Below are 14,051 nucleotides of genomic sequence, written 5' to 3'. Positions count from 1 at the left end.
CGCAAGTTGGGGGTGGAACGGTGACCGACGCCGAGTACGTCAACATCTGGATGCGGCCCGAGCGCCCGGCCCGCGGGCCGAAGCCGGCCTACAGCCGCGCCCAGATCACCGAGGCGGCGATCCGGATCGCCGACACCGAGGGGCTGGAGGCCGCCACCATGCGGCGGATCGCCGCCGAGATCGGCGCGGGCGCGATGTCCCTCTACCGCTACGTCCCCAGCCGCGATGACCTGATCGAGCTCGTCGCCGACCGGCTGCAGGGCGAGATCGACGTCGAGGGCATGCCCTCCGGCGACTGGCGCGCGGACCTGACCCGCTACGCCGACGGGATGCGGGCCATGTGGCTGCGGCACCCGTGGATCGCCACCGTGCACCGCTCGCTCCCCGGCTTCGGCCCCAACCAGCTGCGCCTGATCGAACGAGTGATGGGCGCCCTCGACGCCCACGTTCCCATCGACGAGAACCTCGGCCTCATGGCCATTCTGAACGGCTACATCGACAGCGCCGTCCGCGACGAGGTCAGCTGGGCCGAGGAGGTCCGCCGCAGCGGGCTCACCGAGTCGCAGTGGCTGGCGCGGACCTACCCGTACGTCGAGCAGCTGATCAAGAGCGGCCAGTACCCGATCTTCACCAAGATCGCGACGCAGGCCCGCCAGACGCATCTGAGCCGTGACGAGCGGTTCCGGTACGGGCTGGAGCGCGTCCTCGACTGCATCGCCGCGGCCCTCCCGCCAACGGCCGAGCCTCCGAAGACGCGTCAGTAGCAGCTGGGCGGCGACACGCCCAGAAGAGAGCTCACCCACGGCCTGACCCTGGCGTACTGCCTGGCCGCAGGAAGTGACCTTCCTCGGCGTCCTGGTCGCGGGCCTAGCCCTCGGCCGCCGGCTTGTCCAGCTCGGCCAGCTCCCCGTCGGAGAGTGAGACTCCCGCGCCGGCGACGTTCTCGCGCAGGTGCGCCGGCGACGAGGTGCCAGGAATCAGCAGGATGTTCGGTGAGCGCCGCAGCAGCCAGGCCAGGGCGACGGCCTTCGGCGTCGTGTCCAACCGAGTGGCCACGGTCGAGAGCGCCGCGGACTGGAGCGGGCTGAAGCCGCCGAGGGGGAAGAAGGGCACGTAAGCGATGCCCGCTTCGGCGAGCGTGTCGATCAGGTCGTCGTCTTGGCGGTAGGCGAGGTTGTACATGTTCTGCACGCACGCGATCGGCGCGATAGCCCGTGCCTCGGCGACCTGTTCCGCGGTCGCGTTGCTCACTCCGAGATGCCGGATCAGGCCCTGCCGCTGGAGCTCGACGAGCGTCTCGAACGGCTCGGCGAGCGAGCCGGATTGGGGTCCCTCGGCGTTGCCGAGCCGGAGGTTGACCAGGTCGAGCACTTCGAGGCCGAGGGTCTCCAGGTTCTCGTGGACGGAGCGGCGCAGCTCGTCGGGCTGCCGGGCCGGGGGCCAGCCGCCCTGCTGGTCGCGGATCGCGCCGACCTTGGTCACGATGTGCAGCGATTCGGGGTATGGGTGCAGCGCTTCGCGGATCAGCTGGTTGGTGACGTGCGGTCCGTAGGCGTCGCTGGTGTCGATGTGGGTGATTCCAAGGTCGACGGCCTCGCGGAGGACGGCGAGTGCGCTGTCGTGGTCGGCAGGCGGCCCCATGACTCCGAGGCCGGCGAGCTGCATGGCGCCGTAGCCGAACCGGGTGACGGTCAAGTCGCCCAGGGTCCAGGTGCCGCCGGGGAGTGAAGTGGAAAGCATCCTCATACCTCTATATATGGGGATGTAACTTCCTGATAGGAAGTAGGCACCTCAAAGTGCGTAAGTCGCCCATGGGTGAGAGGAGCGGTCGATGGCAACCGAGACGGTGGCCCAGAAGAAGGCACAGGCCAAGGCGGAATATGACGCTTTCCTGGCGGTGTGTCCTAGCCGCAAGCTGCTCGATCGCATCTCCGACAAGTGGGTGGCGCTGATCCTGGCCGCGCTGGGCAGCGACGGCCCGCATCAGTTCGGTGCCGACTGCGCCGGTGAGCCCAGGTCGATGCGCTACTCGGAGCTGTCCCGCCTGCTGGCCGGCGTCAGCCAGAAGATGCTCACTCAGACGCTGCGCTCCCTGGAGCGTGACGGCCTCATCACCCGCACGGTGACGCCGACCGTGCCCGTCACGGTCACCTACGAGCTGACCGAACTCGGTCTCTCGCTGCAGGAAATGATGCGCGGCCTCAAGGCCTGGGCCGAGACGCACATGGACGATGTGCTCGCCAACCGCGCGACGTACGACAGCCACGTCGCCTGAACCGGAGCCACGCCGCGAGCGGACGGCCTCGGCCCGGCGCGAGCTACGTGAGCTGTCAGGCGTGGAAGCCGCGGCGGGCGGCTTCGATGTGACCGAAGTACTGGTGGGTCCAGTCGCAGATCAGGTCGACCGTCGCTCGCAAGGCTTGGCCCGGCTCGGTAAGGGTGTACTCGACCCGTGGCGGCACTGTGGGGTGCACCTTCCGTTCCGCCAGGCCGTTGCGCTCCAGCATGCGCAGGTTCTGGGTGAGCATCTTGTGGCTGATGCCCTCGACCTCGTCCCGCAATTCGCTGAAGCGCAGGGTGCGCTCGCCGAGAGCCTCGATGATCAGCAACGCCCACTTGTTGGCGACATCGGAGAAGATCTCCCGCGCGAGGGAGTCCGCTCGCCGCAGATCGGCTTCGTCGGACGAGTCCCTGAGCTGCTTGGTCACCATCTGGTTCCCCAGTCACTAAAAAGTTCGTTCTTCCATGTCAGCGCACACTCTCCTATGGTTTCTGAGTAACCGCAAGAGACCACAGGAAGGTCAACTCGTCCGTTGCCTTCGCGCTCACGCGACCGAACGAAAGACTGATGGGAAACTCATGACCGTCTCACTCATCAACCCTGACAAGCATGTCCGAATCCCGCTCTACCACCACGTCGCGGTGGCGACGGGTAGCAGGCAGATCCACATCGCGGGACAGGTCGCCTGGGACGAGAATGGCGAGCTCGTGGCAGCGGGCGACCTCGCCGGACAGGTGGCCCAGGTCTACCGCAACGTCGCCAAGGCGCTCGACGCGGCAGGAGCGACGTTCCACGACGTCGTCCGCTTCACGTGGTACGCAGCGGGCTGGAAGAGAGAGATGTACGACGCCTTCAGCGCGGGAATCGACCAGGCGGCCCGCGAGTTCGATCTCGCTACGCCGCCCGCCGCGCTGATCGGGGTCGACATCCTCTTCGAGCCCGGCATCCTCGTGGAAGCCGAGGTCACCGCGATCATCGACTAGGGCTTCGTCATCGCGCACCGGAATTTCCGGCCGGTCAGTACGTGATGAGGACGGGCCGTTCGGTGATCTGGACAGCGTCGCCCGGCCGGACCGGACTGCCGGAGCCGTCGAGCCGCCATACGCTCCCGGCACCGGGAACGGTGACGGAGGCCGTAGCCTGGTGCGTCCACCGCAGGACGGCGGCGTGCTCGCCATCCGGCCCAGCGACGATGAGCTCACACTGCCAGACGTTGGCCGGCAACCCCACAGGCAGCCCCTGCCCGCAGGAGCGGAGCCGGGCGTGGGCGAGCCTCCTCGAACCCGTCGAACAACCTTGTGCCGCCGTACGCCTGGCCGCGCTCATCGAGGAGAACGGCGGACACCTCGCGACGGGCTTTCTCAGCACACCGATGCTGTTGTCCGTACTGGTGGACATCGGACGCGACGACCTGGCCTATCGCGTTCTGCTGCAGTCAACGCCTCCATCGTGGCTGCATCAAATCGAGCGAGGCGCCACAACCGTCTGGGAAACCTGGGAGGGTTCTGACCGGAAAGGTGCCGCTCGGATGTCCCACAACCACTACGCGTTCGGGTCAGTGGCCGGATGGCTGTTCGAGCACGTGGTCGGCATTCGCCCTCTCGAGCCTGGCTATCGGCGCTTCGCCGTAGCGCCCACGCCGGGCGGCGGGCTCGCGTCCGCCGGCGGGACACTGGAAACCGGCTACGGAACGATCGCGGCGAGCCGGCACGTCACCGGCGCGGACTCCACAATCGAGGTCACCGTGCCGCCGGGAACAGAAGCCGAGATCCACCACGCGGGACACGCTCACCACTTCGGCGCCGGCACCCACCGGCTCTAGTAGGCATCTGCGGCGCGTCCAGCGAGGTTCCGGGACCTTCGCCCGGCGAACCGGAGCCGGGTCCGGTTATAGTGAGGCTAACCGGAGCCGGGTCCGGTTATCCCTACGTGAAGGAACATCACATGGTCACCATCCCCTTCGGGCCGGCCACGACCGCTGCGGAAACCGTCGAGGGCGTCGACCTGTCCGCCAAGAAGGCCATCGTGACGGGAGCGTCGTCGGGAATCGGCGTGGAGACCGCGCGGGCGCTCGCCAAGGCCGGCGCCGACGTCACCCTCGCGGTCCGCGACACGGCCGCGGGAGAGAAGGTCGCCGCCGACATCGTGGCGTCCACTGGCAATGCGCGGGTACAGGTGGCCTTTATGGATCTATCGGTCCGCGACTCGATCGATGTCTTCGTCGCCTCATGGCGAGGCCCGCTCGACATCCTGGTCGACAACGCCGGCATCATGGCCACCCCCGAGCGGCGTACCGCCGAGGGCTGGGAGATGCAGTTCGCCACCAATCATCTTGGCCATTTCGCCCTCACCGCCGGACTGCACGACGCCCTTGAGGCCGCCGGGCGCGCGCGGGTCGTCGTCGTGAGCTCCGTGGGCCACGTCAATGGGGACATCATCTGGAACGACATCAACTTCGAGCGCCACCCGTACGACGAGTGGAAGGCTTACAGCCAGTCCAAGACCGCGAACATCCTGTTCGCCGTCGAAGCCGCCAGACGCTGGGCCGACGACGGCATCACGGTCAACGCGCTCAACCCCGGCCGTATCTGGAGCACCGGCCTGTCGCGGCACATGACCGCCCCACCGGCATCGTTCGAGCCCGAATCCAGCGACGGTGTGACGGTCAAGGACATCCCGCAGGGGGCGGCCACCTCGACCCTGCTGGCCGCCTCGCCGCTCGTCGAAGGCGTGACCGGACAGTACTTCGAGGACTGCCAACCAGCCGTCCCGCACACACCCGGACTCCGGCGCGGCTTCGCGGCCTACGCCGTCGACCCCGACGCCGCCGCCCGCCTCTGGCAGGTGTCCCTCGACATGATCGGCAAGGCAGCCCGCTAAAGGGCCTTGAGCAGCCGTTCGGCCAGGACGGCCGCCGACGCGGGGTTCTGCCCGGTGAACAGGTTGCGGTCAACCACCGTGTACGGCTTCCACATCTCGCCCTTGGTGAAGTCGACGCCCAGGTCGATGAGCTCGTCCTCCAGCAACCAGCGGGCCTTCGAGGCGAGCCCGACCGCGTTCTCTTCCTCGTTGGTGAACGCGGTGATCTGGTAGCCGGCGAAGGGCGACACGCCGTGGATCCTGGTGGCCAGCATCGCGGCCGGGGCGTGGCAGACGATCGCGAGGGGCTTGCCGGAGGCGAGCGCCGCGGTCAGCAGCCGGCCGGCGTCCGCGTCGATGTAGAGGTCTTCCATGGGACCGTGGCCGCCCGGGCAGTAGACGGCCTCGTAATCCTCCAGGCGGGCGTCCGCCAAGTGGATCGGCCGCCGCATCACCTCCGCGGAACGGATGATCGCCTCCAGATCGAGAGCGATCTGCGCGCTACCCGCCATCTCGGGGCGCAGGCTCATCATGTCCACGGTCGGTACCACCCCGTTGGGAGTGGCGACCACGACCTCGTGGCCGGCCTCGGTGAGCGCCTTGTACGGGGCCGCGAACTCCTCGGCCCAGTAGCCCGTCGCATGCCTGGTGCCGTCCTTGAGCGTCCAGTACGCCGTGCCGGTCATCACGAAAAGTAGCTTCGCCATCGGGCAACCGCCCCCCGTCTGCATCTGCTGCGGTTGGCTCAGGCCCTTCCTGGAAGCAGCCTATGTCGAGTGTTATCGAGGCCATGTGGCGGGGTGGATGCCGCACCGCAGGCGTCCACGGCCGCCCGCTCCCCCGCGATGATCACCTGCCGTGGCTGAGGGAGGTGTCGAGGAGGGCGAAGCGCTGGGCGAACGCGGACATCTGATCGCGTTGCCGGTCCAGGTCGGGGGCGGTGGGGTTCACGACGAGGCGGGTCACGCCTTGCGCGGCGAGGGCTTCGACCCCCTCGGCGGACATGTCGATCGACCCCCATCGCGTGTACTCCAGCGCTTCCGGGCTGCGCCCCGCCTCGACGGCGGTCGAGCGGGCGAGGTCCAACTGCAGGGCGCGCTCGTCCGGACCGAGCGCACCGCCGGGGAAGTAGCCGTCGCCGCGTCGCCCGGCGCGGCGGGCGGCCGCCCGGCTCGATCCGCCGATGTGGATCGGCAGGTGGGTGACACCGACGGGCTTGGGGAATTGGCACAGGTCGTCGAAGGCGAAGAACTCCCCCGCGAAGCTGACGCCGTCCTCGCCACCGGCCCAGAGCAGCCGCATGACATCGATCGCCTCGTCGGCGCGCCGGCCCCGGGTGCTGAAGTCGACCCCCACCGCCCGCGCCTCGCCGGGCAGGGAGCCGAGCCCCACGGTCAGCAGCCGCATCCGCCCCTTGGACAGCACGTCGATCGTCGCCAGACGCTTGGCGAGGACCACCGGGTGGTGGTACGGCAGCAGCAGCACACCCGTTCCGAGCTGGATCCGCTCCGTGGCCGCGGCGACGAAGCTCAGGCAGTCGAGCGGATCGGCGTAGGGCAGCGACGGCGAAAGCTCCATGGTCCCGACCGTGGCGCCGGGGTACAGCGCGATGTGCTCCGGCAGGTACAGCGACTCGAAGCCGCTGTCCTCGGCATGCCGGGCGAAGGCCATGATCCTTTCGGGATCGACGCCGAAATAGGCCATGTTGTAGCTGATCCCGAACTTCATCGTCATTCCTCCGATCGGCGCACGGAGGATCGGCCTGCGTCCCCCCGCCTGTCGCCGACACGCTAGAACGTTGCCGCCAGCGTCAAGGCAAGTCTTGGGGGCCGCAAGGTTCAGCGAGGCTCGAGCTTGCGGGTCGTGGCCCGCACCTCGGGCGCCACCATGGCGTCGATGTACGTCGGACCGTAGCGGCCGTACTTGGCGCGGTAGGCGGCGTCGATCTGATTGTCGATGTCAGGATCGGTTTCCGCCTCGATGGTGACGTCCTTGTCGACGCCGCCGGCCCGGATATGGCCTTCGTGGGTCTCCTGGACCGTGCGGAACCAGGCACCCGCGCCCGCCTTGTAGGAGCGGACATAGAGGTGGTCGCCATGGCGGACGACCCAGATCGGCACCGGCTTGCCCAGCGTGCCGTCGCCGCGCCGGGGCTCGATCCGCAACTCGTCGGCCGCTTCGATCCTGCTGAGCTCGTCGCTCGTCCACGTAGTCATCGGCTTGTCTCCTTCGTCATATCGGTGGTGGCCGCAGTCTTGAGTACGGCACCGATACCCAAACCCGCGCCGCCGACCCGGCGCCTGGGGGGCCCTGTCACACCCCTGAACACCGCTCCCCGGCACACCCCGCCCTGCCGCGCAGCACGCGGCGGTGGCACAGTGGATGGGGGAAAGAGACGTTTTCCCTGCTCAGAACGGCTTCAGAAGAGCTCAGAACACGCTCGCTACGGCGGCCTCGCCACGCGCCGCCGTCAGTCATAGAAGCAGTCGTAGAAGCACTCATAGAAGCTTCAGCACGGAGAAGAACATGCTCACCGTCAACTCCTACTCCGCCACGTCCGCGACCGAGCCGCTCGCCCCGGCGAGGGTCGAGCGTCGCGACGTCGGCCCGCGAGACGTCCTCATCGAGATCAAGTACTGCGGCATCTGCCACTCCGACATCCACTTCGTACGCGGCGAATGGGGCACAGCCCCCTATCCCGTCGCCCCCGGCCACGAGATCGCCGGAATCGTCGCCGCGGTCGGCCCAGAGGTCACCCAGTACGCCGTCGGAGACCGGGTCGGCGTCGGCTGCATGGTCGACTCCTGCGGCGAGTGCTCCAGCTGCCGCAAGGGCGAGGAGCAGTACTGCCTCAAGGGCAACACGCTCACCTACGGCTCCACCGACAAGGACGGACGGATCACCCAGGGCGGCTACACCACCCACATCGTGGTGACCGAGGACTTCGTCGTACGAATCCCTGAAGGCATCGAGCTCGACTCCGCCGCGCCGCTGCTGTGCGCCGGCATCACGACGTACTCGCCGCTGCGCCGCTGGGGCGCCGGCCCTGGCAAGAAGGTGGCGGTCGTCGGGCTCGGCGGGCTCGGTCACATGGCCGTCAAGCTCGCGCACGCGTTGGGCGCCGAGGTGACCGTCCTGTCGCAGTCGCTGAAGAAGAGGGAGGACGGCCTGCGCCTGGGCGCGGACCACTACTACGCCACGAGCGACCCGGAGACGGTCGAGCAGCTCGCCGGCTCCTTCGACCTCATCGTGAACACCATCAGCGCGAAGATCGAGCTCGACGCCTACCTGTCGCTGCTGGCCGTGGACGGCACGATGGTCAACGTCGGCGCTCCGGCCGAACCACTGGCGTTCAACGTCTTCCCCCTCATCATGAGCCGCCGGTCGTTCGCCGGTTCGGCGATCGGCGGCATCCGCGAAACCCAGGAAATGCTCGACTTCTGCGCCCAGCACCACCTCGGGGCCGAGATCGAGGTCATCTCGGCCGACAAGATCAACGAGGCGTACGAGCGCGTCCTTGCCTCCGACGTGCGGTACCGGTTCGTGATCGACATCTCGACCCTGGCCTGAGCCACTTTCGAGAAGGAGTACTTCAGGAGTACCGCCAACTGGGACGCACTGGCGTCTCGGTCGGCAAGCTGGAGGCCGCCGAGCAGCTCGCGGAGCTGGCCGACAAGGCGGGGGTCCCGCTGATCGAGATGGCGATCGCCTTCGTCCTGCGCCACCCCCCTTGTCGTCGGACATCGTGGCGATCACGCGAGCTGCCCGCCGCCGCCTGATCAGGAGACCATCACCATGGCAGACACCGCACAAGCGATGGCCGTACCCGGCTGGGTCCTGAAGTTCATGGAAGCCATCGACACCCTGGAGTTCGGCGAGGGCTTCGCGCCGCTGACCGAGGACACCGACATGTACTTCGGCACTGAGCACATCCACGGAGTCGAGGCCATCCAGGCGTTCTTCGTCAAGATCGACGAGCCGCTGAACATCACCCACGAGGTGTTGGAGTTCTGGACCGCGGGCGACGGAGTCCGCCTGCTGCGCGGTGAAGCGACCATGGCCAAGAAGGCTGAACCGGACCGGGTGGTGCGTGCCCCGTTCATGCACATCTTCTACCTCGACGAGGGAGAACCGCTCCAGATCCGGACGGTGCGCATCACCGCCGGGCCGCTGAAAACAGACGCGGTGATGTGACCGTTCCAGGCATCCTGTCGTTCGTCTGACCTACCTGAGTCGTTCTCTTCGATCGACATGGTCTACATACAGGCTCAGGGAGAAGAAACCGTGACGACTGATCAGAGACGCCTTGGCCTCAGCAGCAGCTGGTGCGTGTGGGAATTCGTCAAGTCGCCTATGCGTACGGCTTCGGTCCTGCCGAGCTCGGCGCGGGGAAGGGCCGCGGATGACCCAGCAGGCCTACGCCGAGCGGCTCAAGACGTGGGCCGACTGGGAGGAGCTGTCAGCGGCGGCTCGCTGACTGCTTGGCCTCCTGACTGTTCGGCCAGGACGCCCCTCGGCGTCCGGCCCGCGGTCAGCCACAGGCTGGTGAATACCGCGCAGGCCAGCGTCACGGCACCCGCCGCGAGGAAGGCGCTGTTGAGGCCGGATTCGAAGGAGGCGCCGCCGGACGCCCGCGTGTGGACGATCGCCCCGAGCACAGCCACGCCCAGCACCGCGCCGATCTGCCGGGTGGTGCTGCTGACGCCGGAGGCGAGGCCGCCCTCCTGCGGGCTGACCGCCTGGATGGCGGCCCCGGTCAGCGGCGACATGGTCAGAGCGAATCCGATGCCGACGACCGCCAGCCGCCACCACACGTTCCCGTAACCGGTATCGGCGTGGACGAAGCCCAGCGCCAGCAGCCCCAGCCCGGCCAGCGCCAGGCCGCTGCTGACGACGACGCGGAAGCCGTACCTGGCCGCGAACCGGCCCGCGTACGGGCTGACGATCACCATGGCCAGCGAGGCGGGCAGGGTTCGCAGCCCGGCGACCAGGATCGAAGTGCCCTGGACGTAGACGAAGAACTGGGAGAAGAAGAACGACGACCCCATCAGCGCGAACCCGACTACGACCATCGCCGTGTTGGACACCGTGAACAGCCGCTGACGGAACAGTCGAAGCGGCAGTATCGGCGTTGACACACGACCTTCGACCACGACGAACGCGGTCAGGAGCGCCAGCCCGGCGGCGAAGCCGCCCAGGATCACCGGCGAGGTCCAGCCTCGGGAACCGCCCTCGATCAGGCCGAAGGTCACAGCGCCCACGCCCGCGACGGACAGGACCGTGCCGGGGACGTCGATCGGCGGCGCGCTCGGGTTTCGGGATTCCCCCAGCACGCGCAGCCCGGCCAGCAGCAGGACCGCTCCGATGGGCACGTTGACCAGGAAGATGGCGGGCCAGCCGAAGGCCTCCACCAGGATCCCGCCCGCCAGCGGTCCGGCGGCCAGGCCGATGCCGCTGAACCCGGCCCACAACCCGATCGCTCTGACGCGCTCCCTTGGGGCGGGATACGCGGCGGCGAGCAACGCCAGCGAGGCGGGGCTCAGCGCCGCGGCCCCGACGCCCTGCAGCACCCGCCCGGCGATCAGCCAGCCGATCGAGGGTGCGAGCGAACACACCACCGACGCGGCCGTGAACACCACCACCCCGGCCAGGAACACCCGCCTGCGGCCGAACCGGTCGGCGAAGACGCCGCCCGACAGCAGCAGCATGGCCACCAGCAGCACGTAGGCGTCGACGATCCACTGCAGGCCGCTCAGCCCGGTGTGGAGCCGCTGCTGCATGTCGGGCAGGGCGGCGCCGACGATCGTGTTGTCGAGCAGCACCATGAACTGACCTGCGCAGGTCAGGGTGAGCAACGCTTTCACGCAGATCCCTCCAAAAAGCAGTTAATGACTGGTCTCACGCTTTTGACCACCTTGTCGTCCCGCTCGATGCGGGGATCGCCTCGTCGGTCAGTTCCGCCGAGGTCACTCACCGGCACGCGTGGCGGCCCGCGAGTTCTTCGGCCGATCGAAAAGTCGATTCCATGAATGTGCACCCTAATGGCAAGCCACAGGTGCTCGAAAAGCCGAAAAACTGCTTCCGAGATGTCGCGTCCCAGGTCAGTGGGGCTAGCGATGGGGAGGCCATAAAACGGCGCTCCGCACAATGAGATAGATGTCTCCATGCTCATCGGCGCATGGCCATAACGAGCGGGATTTGTCCAGTAGTGGAATAACTCTTTTAAAGTCTTCCCGTGTCAACGGGTGTAGGCCAACAGATGTCGACATCGAGCGCGACCAGGTCGACAAGTGTCGGCATACGACGGAAGGAGCCTTCCAGCTCTCCCAAGCCTCCGGCCACAACCGTGCCGAACTGGAGCGCCGCCTGGCCACGCGCACCTCACGGGAAACGGGACCTGACCGCAAGGTCCGAGTCCCGCGACGTGTTCAGACCCCACTCAATCAACGAGCCTGTCAGTGTCGCTGGCCGGTTGGGTGAGGAGGCCGGTGAGGGCGGCGTTCGCGATGGCCTCCGCCTCGGTGGGTGTGAGGGGGGCGTGGCCGCTGACGAGGCGGAAGATAATGGCGCCGAACAGGACATCCTGGGCGACTTCCACGTCGACGTCGGTGCGTAGTTCACCTCGTTGCACTCCGCGTCGCCACATCTGGCGAATCAGCTCGCGGCGGCCCTCCAGGAAGCGCTGCCGCAGGAGTTCGGCGGCCCCTGGGTCGGTGACGGTGGCCGCCAGTAGCTGGGCGTAGACCTGGCCGACCGGACCGGCATAGAACGCGGCGACGTTGCGTACCTGCTGGGTCAGGTCCTCGCACGCCGAGCCCGTGTCGGGCACCGGGGTCGCCTCGGCCATGTGCAGGGCGAACGCGTCGATGGCCACGCAGATGCGGTTGGACCAGTGCTTGTAGATGGTCGCCTTGCTCACCCCGGACCGGGCGCTGACGGCGTCGACCGTCGCTGCCGGCAGCCCGCCCTGCGACAGCAGCTCGGTGGCGGCGCGTAGCACCGCCTCGCGCACCCGGCGGCTGCGGGGCATGAGATCCTTCTCAGCCGGCATTGTCGTAGGCCGTCGCCACGGCGACCTCGCGCCACTGGTCGAGCTCGGACTTGACCAGTTCGAGCTTGGCCTCGACGCGGGCGACGCAGTCAGCGCCCAGCTGAAGCCGGACCGGCGGATCGCCGGCCCCGGCGATGGAGACGATCGCGGCGGCCGCCCTCGCCGGGTCACCGGCCTGGGCGTGGTTGTTCTTGGTCCGCCAGGCCCGGGTCTGACCGGCGGTCTCCGCGTAGTCCTCGATCACCTGCTCGGTCGTGTGCAGCGATGAGTCGTCGAGGAAGTCGGTGCGGAAGACGCCGGGCTCGATGATGATCACGTCGATGCCCAGCGGGGCGAGCTCGGCGCGCATCGCCTCGCTCATGCCCTCCACCGCGAACTTCGTCGAACCGTACACGCCCCACCCCTGGCCCGCGGTGAACCCGCCCACCGAGGTGATGTTCAAGACCCGCCCGGAACGCTGGCGGCGCATGACCGGCAGCACGGCGCGGGTCACCGCCAGCAGGCCGAACACGTTGACGTCGTAGACCGCTCGGACCTCGGCGTCGGATGCCTCCTCCACCGCTCCCAGCAACCCCCGACCAGCATTGTTGACGAGCACATCAATACGGCCGAACGCCTCCATTCCGGCGGCCACGGCCTCCTGGACGGCGGCCTCGTCTGTGACATCCAGGTTCACGGCCAGCAGCCGATCACCGGCGCTCGCGAGTTCGACCTCGACCTGTTCGGCATTCCGCGCGGTGGCGACCACCGCATCCCCCTCGGCCAGAGCCTTGCGTGCGATCTCCAGACCGAACCCACGCGAGGCACCCGTGATGAACCAGATTCTCATGGACGCCCTCCACTAAGTGAACTGAACGTTCAGTTTAGATGATGAGGATCGCTCCCACCACTCGCCCCCCCGACGGAAGCCGACCTCTCTTCGGGAGTCAGGCGGCCACGGGCTACCGAGCCGCGTCCCACCGCCTCGACGGCCACCGGCCACGATGAGACGGGCGGGAGCTCTGGCTTGAACCTCCCGTGGCGGGAGGATCTACCGTCGACTCCGTGACCGGAAACGACGGTATCGAGCGTCGATGGACCATCGGAGAGCTGGCCAAGGCCACCGGGGTCACCATCCGTACGCTCTACCACTACGACGAGATCGGCCTGGTCCGGGCCGGCGAGCGGACCGCGTCGGGCCACCGCCGCTACACCGAGGCCGATCTGCGGCAGCTGTATCGCGTGCGCGCCCTGCGCGGACTGGGACTGTCGCTGGAGGAGATCGCGAACGTCCTCCGGCGGCCGGCCGACGACCTGGCGGCCATGCGCGACCTGCTCGGCGCCCAGCTCGCCGAACTGGAGCTGCAATCGGCCCGGATGGCGCAGCTCAAGACGAAGATCGGCGGGCTCCTCGGGCTGCTCGACCAGTCGGTCATGCCCGATTCCGAGCACTTCATGACCGCCCTCGAAGAGATCTCGGTGTACGAGACGTACTTCGCCCAGGAGTTGCGAGACCACCTGGCCCAGCGCCGGTTGCAACTCGGCGAGGACACGCTGCGGGACTTGCGGGCCGAGTGGCTCGTCCTGCTCAAGGAGGCCCATCAGAACATGCTGGCGGGCACGCCCGTCGACGACCCTCAGGTGCAGGCCGTGACCGCCCGCTGGACGGCGATGGCGGCCGCGCTCCAGAGCGGCAACGAGCGGCTCGACGAACGGCTCAAGATCGCCGGCACGGCGTGGTGGCGCGACAACAGCGCCGGGGTCAGCGAGGAGGTCAGCCGCCAGATCGAGTGGCTGGACGCCGACGGCCTGCCCGCCATCTTCGACTACCTCCAGCGGGCCGTGATCTGGGCCCGCGAACACCAATCAGGAGAGTGACGC

Annotated in this window: 17 protein-coding genes and 1 pseudogene; 9 read left to right on the top strand and 9 right to left on the bottom strand. The window is 68.1% G+C overall.

The features are described from left to right. The first annotated feature begins 20 nt into the window (after positions 1–20). Positions 21–764: a TetR/AcrR family transcriptional regulator gene (locus tag ACIBO2_RS57595; RefSeq protein WP_358555962.1), complete on the top strand. Its 744-nt coding sequence runs from the start codon at positions 21–23 to the stop codon at positions 762–764. 103 nt (positions 765–867) lie between these two features. On the opposite strand, the gene ACIBO2_RS57590 is transcribed toward ACIBO2_RS57595, so the two are convergent. Next, positions 868–1,746 carry an aldo/keto reductase family oxidoreductase gene (locus ACIBO2_RS57590; RefSeq protein ID WP_358555965.1) on the bottom strand — a complete coding sequence of 293 codons (879 nt, stop codon included), beginning with the start codon at positions 1,744–1,746 and terminating at the stop codon, positions 868–870. Between the two features lie 85 nt (positions 1,747–1,831). On the opposite strand from ACIBO2_RS57590, the gene ACIBO2_RS57585 reads away from it, so the two are divergent. Next, positions 1,832–2,275 carry a helix-turn-helix domain-containing protein gene (locus ACIBO2_RS57585; protein WP_358555967.1) on the top strand — a complete coding sequence of 148 codons (444 nt, stop codon included), beginning with the start codon at positions 1,832–1,834 and terminating at the stop codon, positions 2,273–2,275. Positions 2,276–2,330: 55 nt separating this feature from the next. Here ACIBO2_RS57585 and ACIBO2_RS57580 read toward each other — a convergent pair whose 3' ends face one another. Further along, on the bottom strand, positions 2,331–2,711 hold the full coding sequence (locus ACIBO2_RS57580) for a helix-turn-helix domain-containing protein (protein ID WP_358555970.1): 381 nt from the start codon (positions 2,709–2,711) through the stop codon (positions 2,331–2,333). A 148-nt stretch (positions 2,712–2,859) separates the two neighbouring features. Between ACIBO2_RS57580 and ACIBO2_RS57575 the strand changes: the two genes are divergently transcribed. Then, positions 2,860–3,264, top strand: coding sequence for a RidA family protein (locus tag ACIBO2_RS57575; protein ID WP_358555973.1), 405 nt, complete (start codon positions 2,860–2,862; stop codon positions 3,262–3,264). A gap of 34 nt (positions 3,265–3,298) precedes the next feature. On the opposite strand, the gene ACIBO2_RS57570 is transcribed toward ACIBO2_RS57575, so the two are convergent. Next, positions 3,299–3,679, bottom strand: coding sequence for a hypothetical protein (locus ACIBO2_RS57570; RefSeq protein WP_358556050.1), 381 nt, complete (start codon positions 3,677–3,679; stop codon positions 3,299–3,301). Between ACIBO2_RS57570 and ACIBO2_RS57565 the strand changes: the two are divergent. The 3 genes and pseudogenes from ACIBO2_RS57565 to ACIBO2_RS57555 all read left to right on the top strand — a co-directional run. Next, positions 3,594–3,806 (top strand): annotated as a pseudogene (locus ACIBO2_RS57565) (hypothetical protein); the annotation flags it as partial. The gene ACIBO2_RS57570 and the pseudogene ACIBO2_RS57565 sit on opposite strands and share 86 nt — an antisense overlap. 3 nt (positions 3,807–3,809) lie before the next feature. Next, entirely contained in the window at positions 3,810–4,103 is a 294-nt protein-coding gene (locus tag ACIBO2_RS57560; protein ID WP_358556047.1) for an alpha-L-rhamnosidase C-terminal domain-containing protein, read from the top strand. Positions 4,104–4,225: 122 nt separating this feature from the next. Next, positions 4,226–5,161 (top strand): SDR family NAD(P)-dependent oxidoreductase, encoded by a 936-nt coding sequence (locus ACIBO2_RS57555; protein WP_397305237.1) that lies wholly within the window; start codon positions 4,226–4,228, stop codon positions 5,159–5,161. Here the strand turns inward: ACIBO2_RS57555 and ACIBO2_RS57550 are convergent. From ACIBO2_RS57550 to ACIBO2_RS57540, 3 genes are all read right to left on the bottom strand, one after another. Continuing rightward, complete coding sequence (locus ACIBO2_RS57550) at positions 5,158–5,847, bottom strand: type 1 glutamine amidotransferase domain-containing protein (protein ID WP_397305236.1); 690 nt, start codon at positions 5,845–5,847, stop codon at positions 5,158–5,160. The genes ACIBO2_RS57555 and ACIBO2_RS57550 overlap by 4 nt on opposite strands. 142 nt (positions 5,848–5,989) lie before the next feature. Beyond that, positions 5,990–6,868, bottom strand: a complete 879-nt coding sequence (locus ACIBO2_RS57545) for a TIGR03619 family F420-dependent LLM class oxidoreductase (protein ID WP_397305235.1) — start codon at positions 6,866–6,868, stop codon at positions 5,990–5,992. 110 nt (positions 6,869–6,978) lie between these two features. After that, positions 6,979–7,356, bottom strand: coding sequence for a DUF2255 family protein (locus ACIBO2_RS57540; protein ID WP_364014805.1), 378 nt, complete (start codon positions 7,354–7,356; stop codon positions 6,979–6,981). Between the two features lie 310 nt (positions 7,357–7,666). Here ACIBO2_RS57540 and ACIBO2_RS57535 point away from each other — a divergent pair, with 310 nt between their 5' ends. Continuing rightward, the gene (locus tag ACIBO2_RS57535; RefSeq protein ID WP_358555987.1) at positions 7,667–8,710 is read left to right on the top strand and encodes an NAD(P)-dependent alcohol dehydrogenase; all 1,044 of its coding nucleotides are present in this window, start codon (positions 7,667–7,669) and stop codon (positions 8,708–8,710) included. Positions 8,711–8,935: 225 nt separating this feature from the next. Continuing rightward, positions 8,936–9,334 (top strand): nuclear transport factor 2 family protein, encoded by a 399-nt coding sequence (locus ACIBO2_RS57530; RefSeq protein WP_358555990.1) that lies wholly within the window; start codon positions 8,936–8,938, stop codon positions 9,332–9,334. A gap of 236 nt (positions 9,335–9,570) precedes the next feature. On the opposite strand, the gene ACIBO2_RS57525 is transcribed toward ACIBO2_RS57530, so the two are convergent. The 3 genes from ACIBO2_RS57525 to ACIBO2_RS57515 form a co-directional block, all read right to left on the bottom strand. Further along, positions 9,571–11,004: an MFS transporter gene (locus tag ACIBO2_RS57525; RefSeq protein WP_358555993.1), complete on the bottom strand. Its 1,434-nt coding sequence runs from the start codon at positions 11,002–11,004 to the stop codon at positions 9,571–9,573. A 575-nt stretch (positions 11,005–11,579) separates the two neighbouring features. Continuing rightward, positions 11,580–12,170 (bottom strand): TetR/AcrR family transcriptional regulator, encoded by a 591-nt coding sequence (locus ACIBO2_RS57520; protein ID WP_358555996.1) that lies wholly within the window; start codon positions 12,168–12,170, stop codon positions 11,580–11,582. A 10-nt stretch (positions 12,171–12,180) separates the two neighbouring features. Beyond that, complete coding sequence (locus ACIBO2_RS57515; protein WP_397305234.1) at positions 12,181–13,020, bottom strand: oxidoreductase; 840 nt, start codon at positions 13,018–13,020, stop codon at positions 12,181–12,183. Between the two features lie 215 nt (positions 13,021–13,235). Here ACIBO2_RS57515 and ACIBO2_RS57510 point away from each other — a divergent pair, with 215 nt between their 5' ends. Continuing rightward, positions 13,236–14,048 carry a MerR family transcriptional regulator gene (locus ACIBO2_RS57510; RefSeq protein ID WP_358556002.1) on the top strand — a complete coding sequence of 271 codons (813 nt, stop codon included), beginning with the start codon at positions 13,236–13,238 and terminating at the stop codon, positions 14,046–14,048. The last annotated feature ends 3 nt before the right edge of the window (positions 14,049–14,051 follow it).

This window comes from Nonomuraea sp. NPDC050022 (assembly GCF_044460705.1).
Classification (GTDB): Bacteria; Actinomycetota; Actinomycetes; order Streptosporangiales; family Streptosporangiaceae; genus Nonomuraea.
This window is presented reverse-complemented; position numbering and strand designations above follow the sequence as displayed.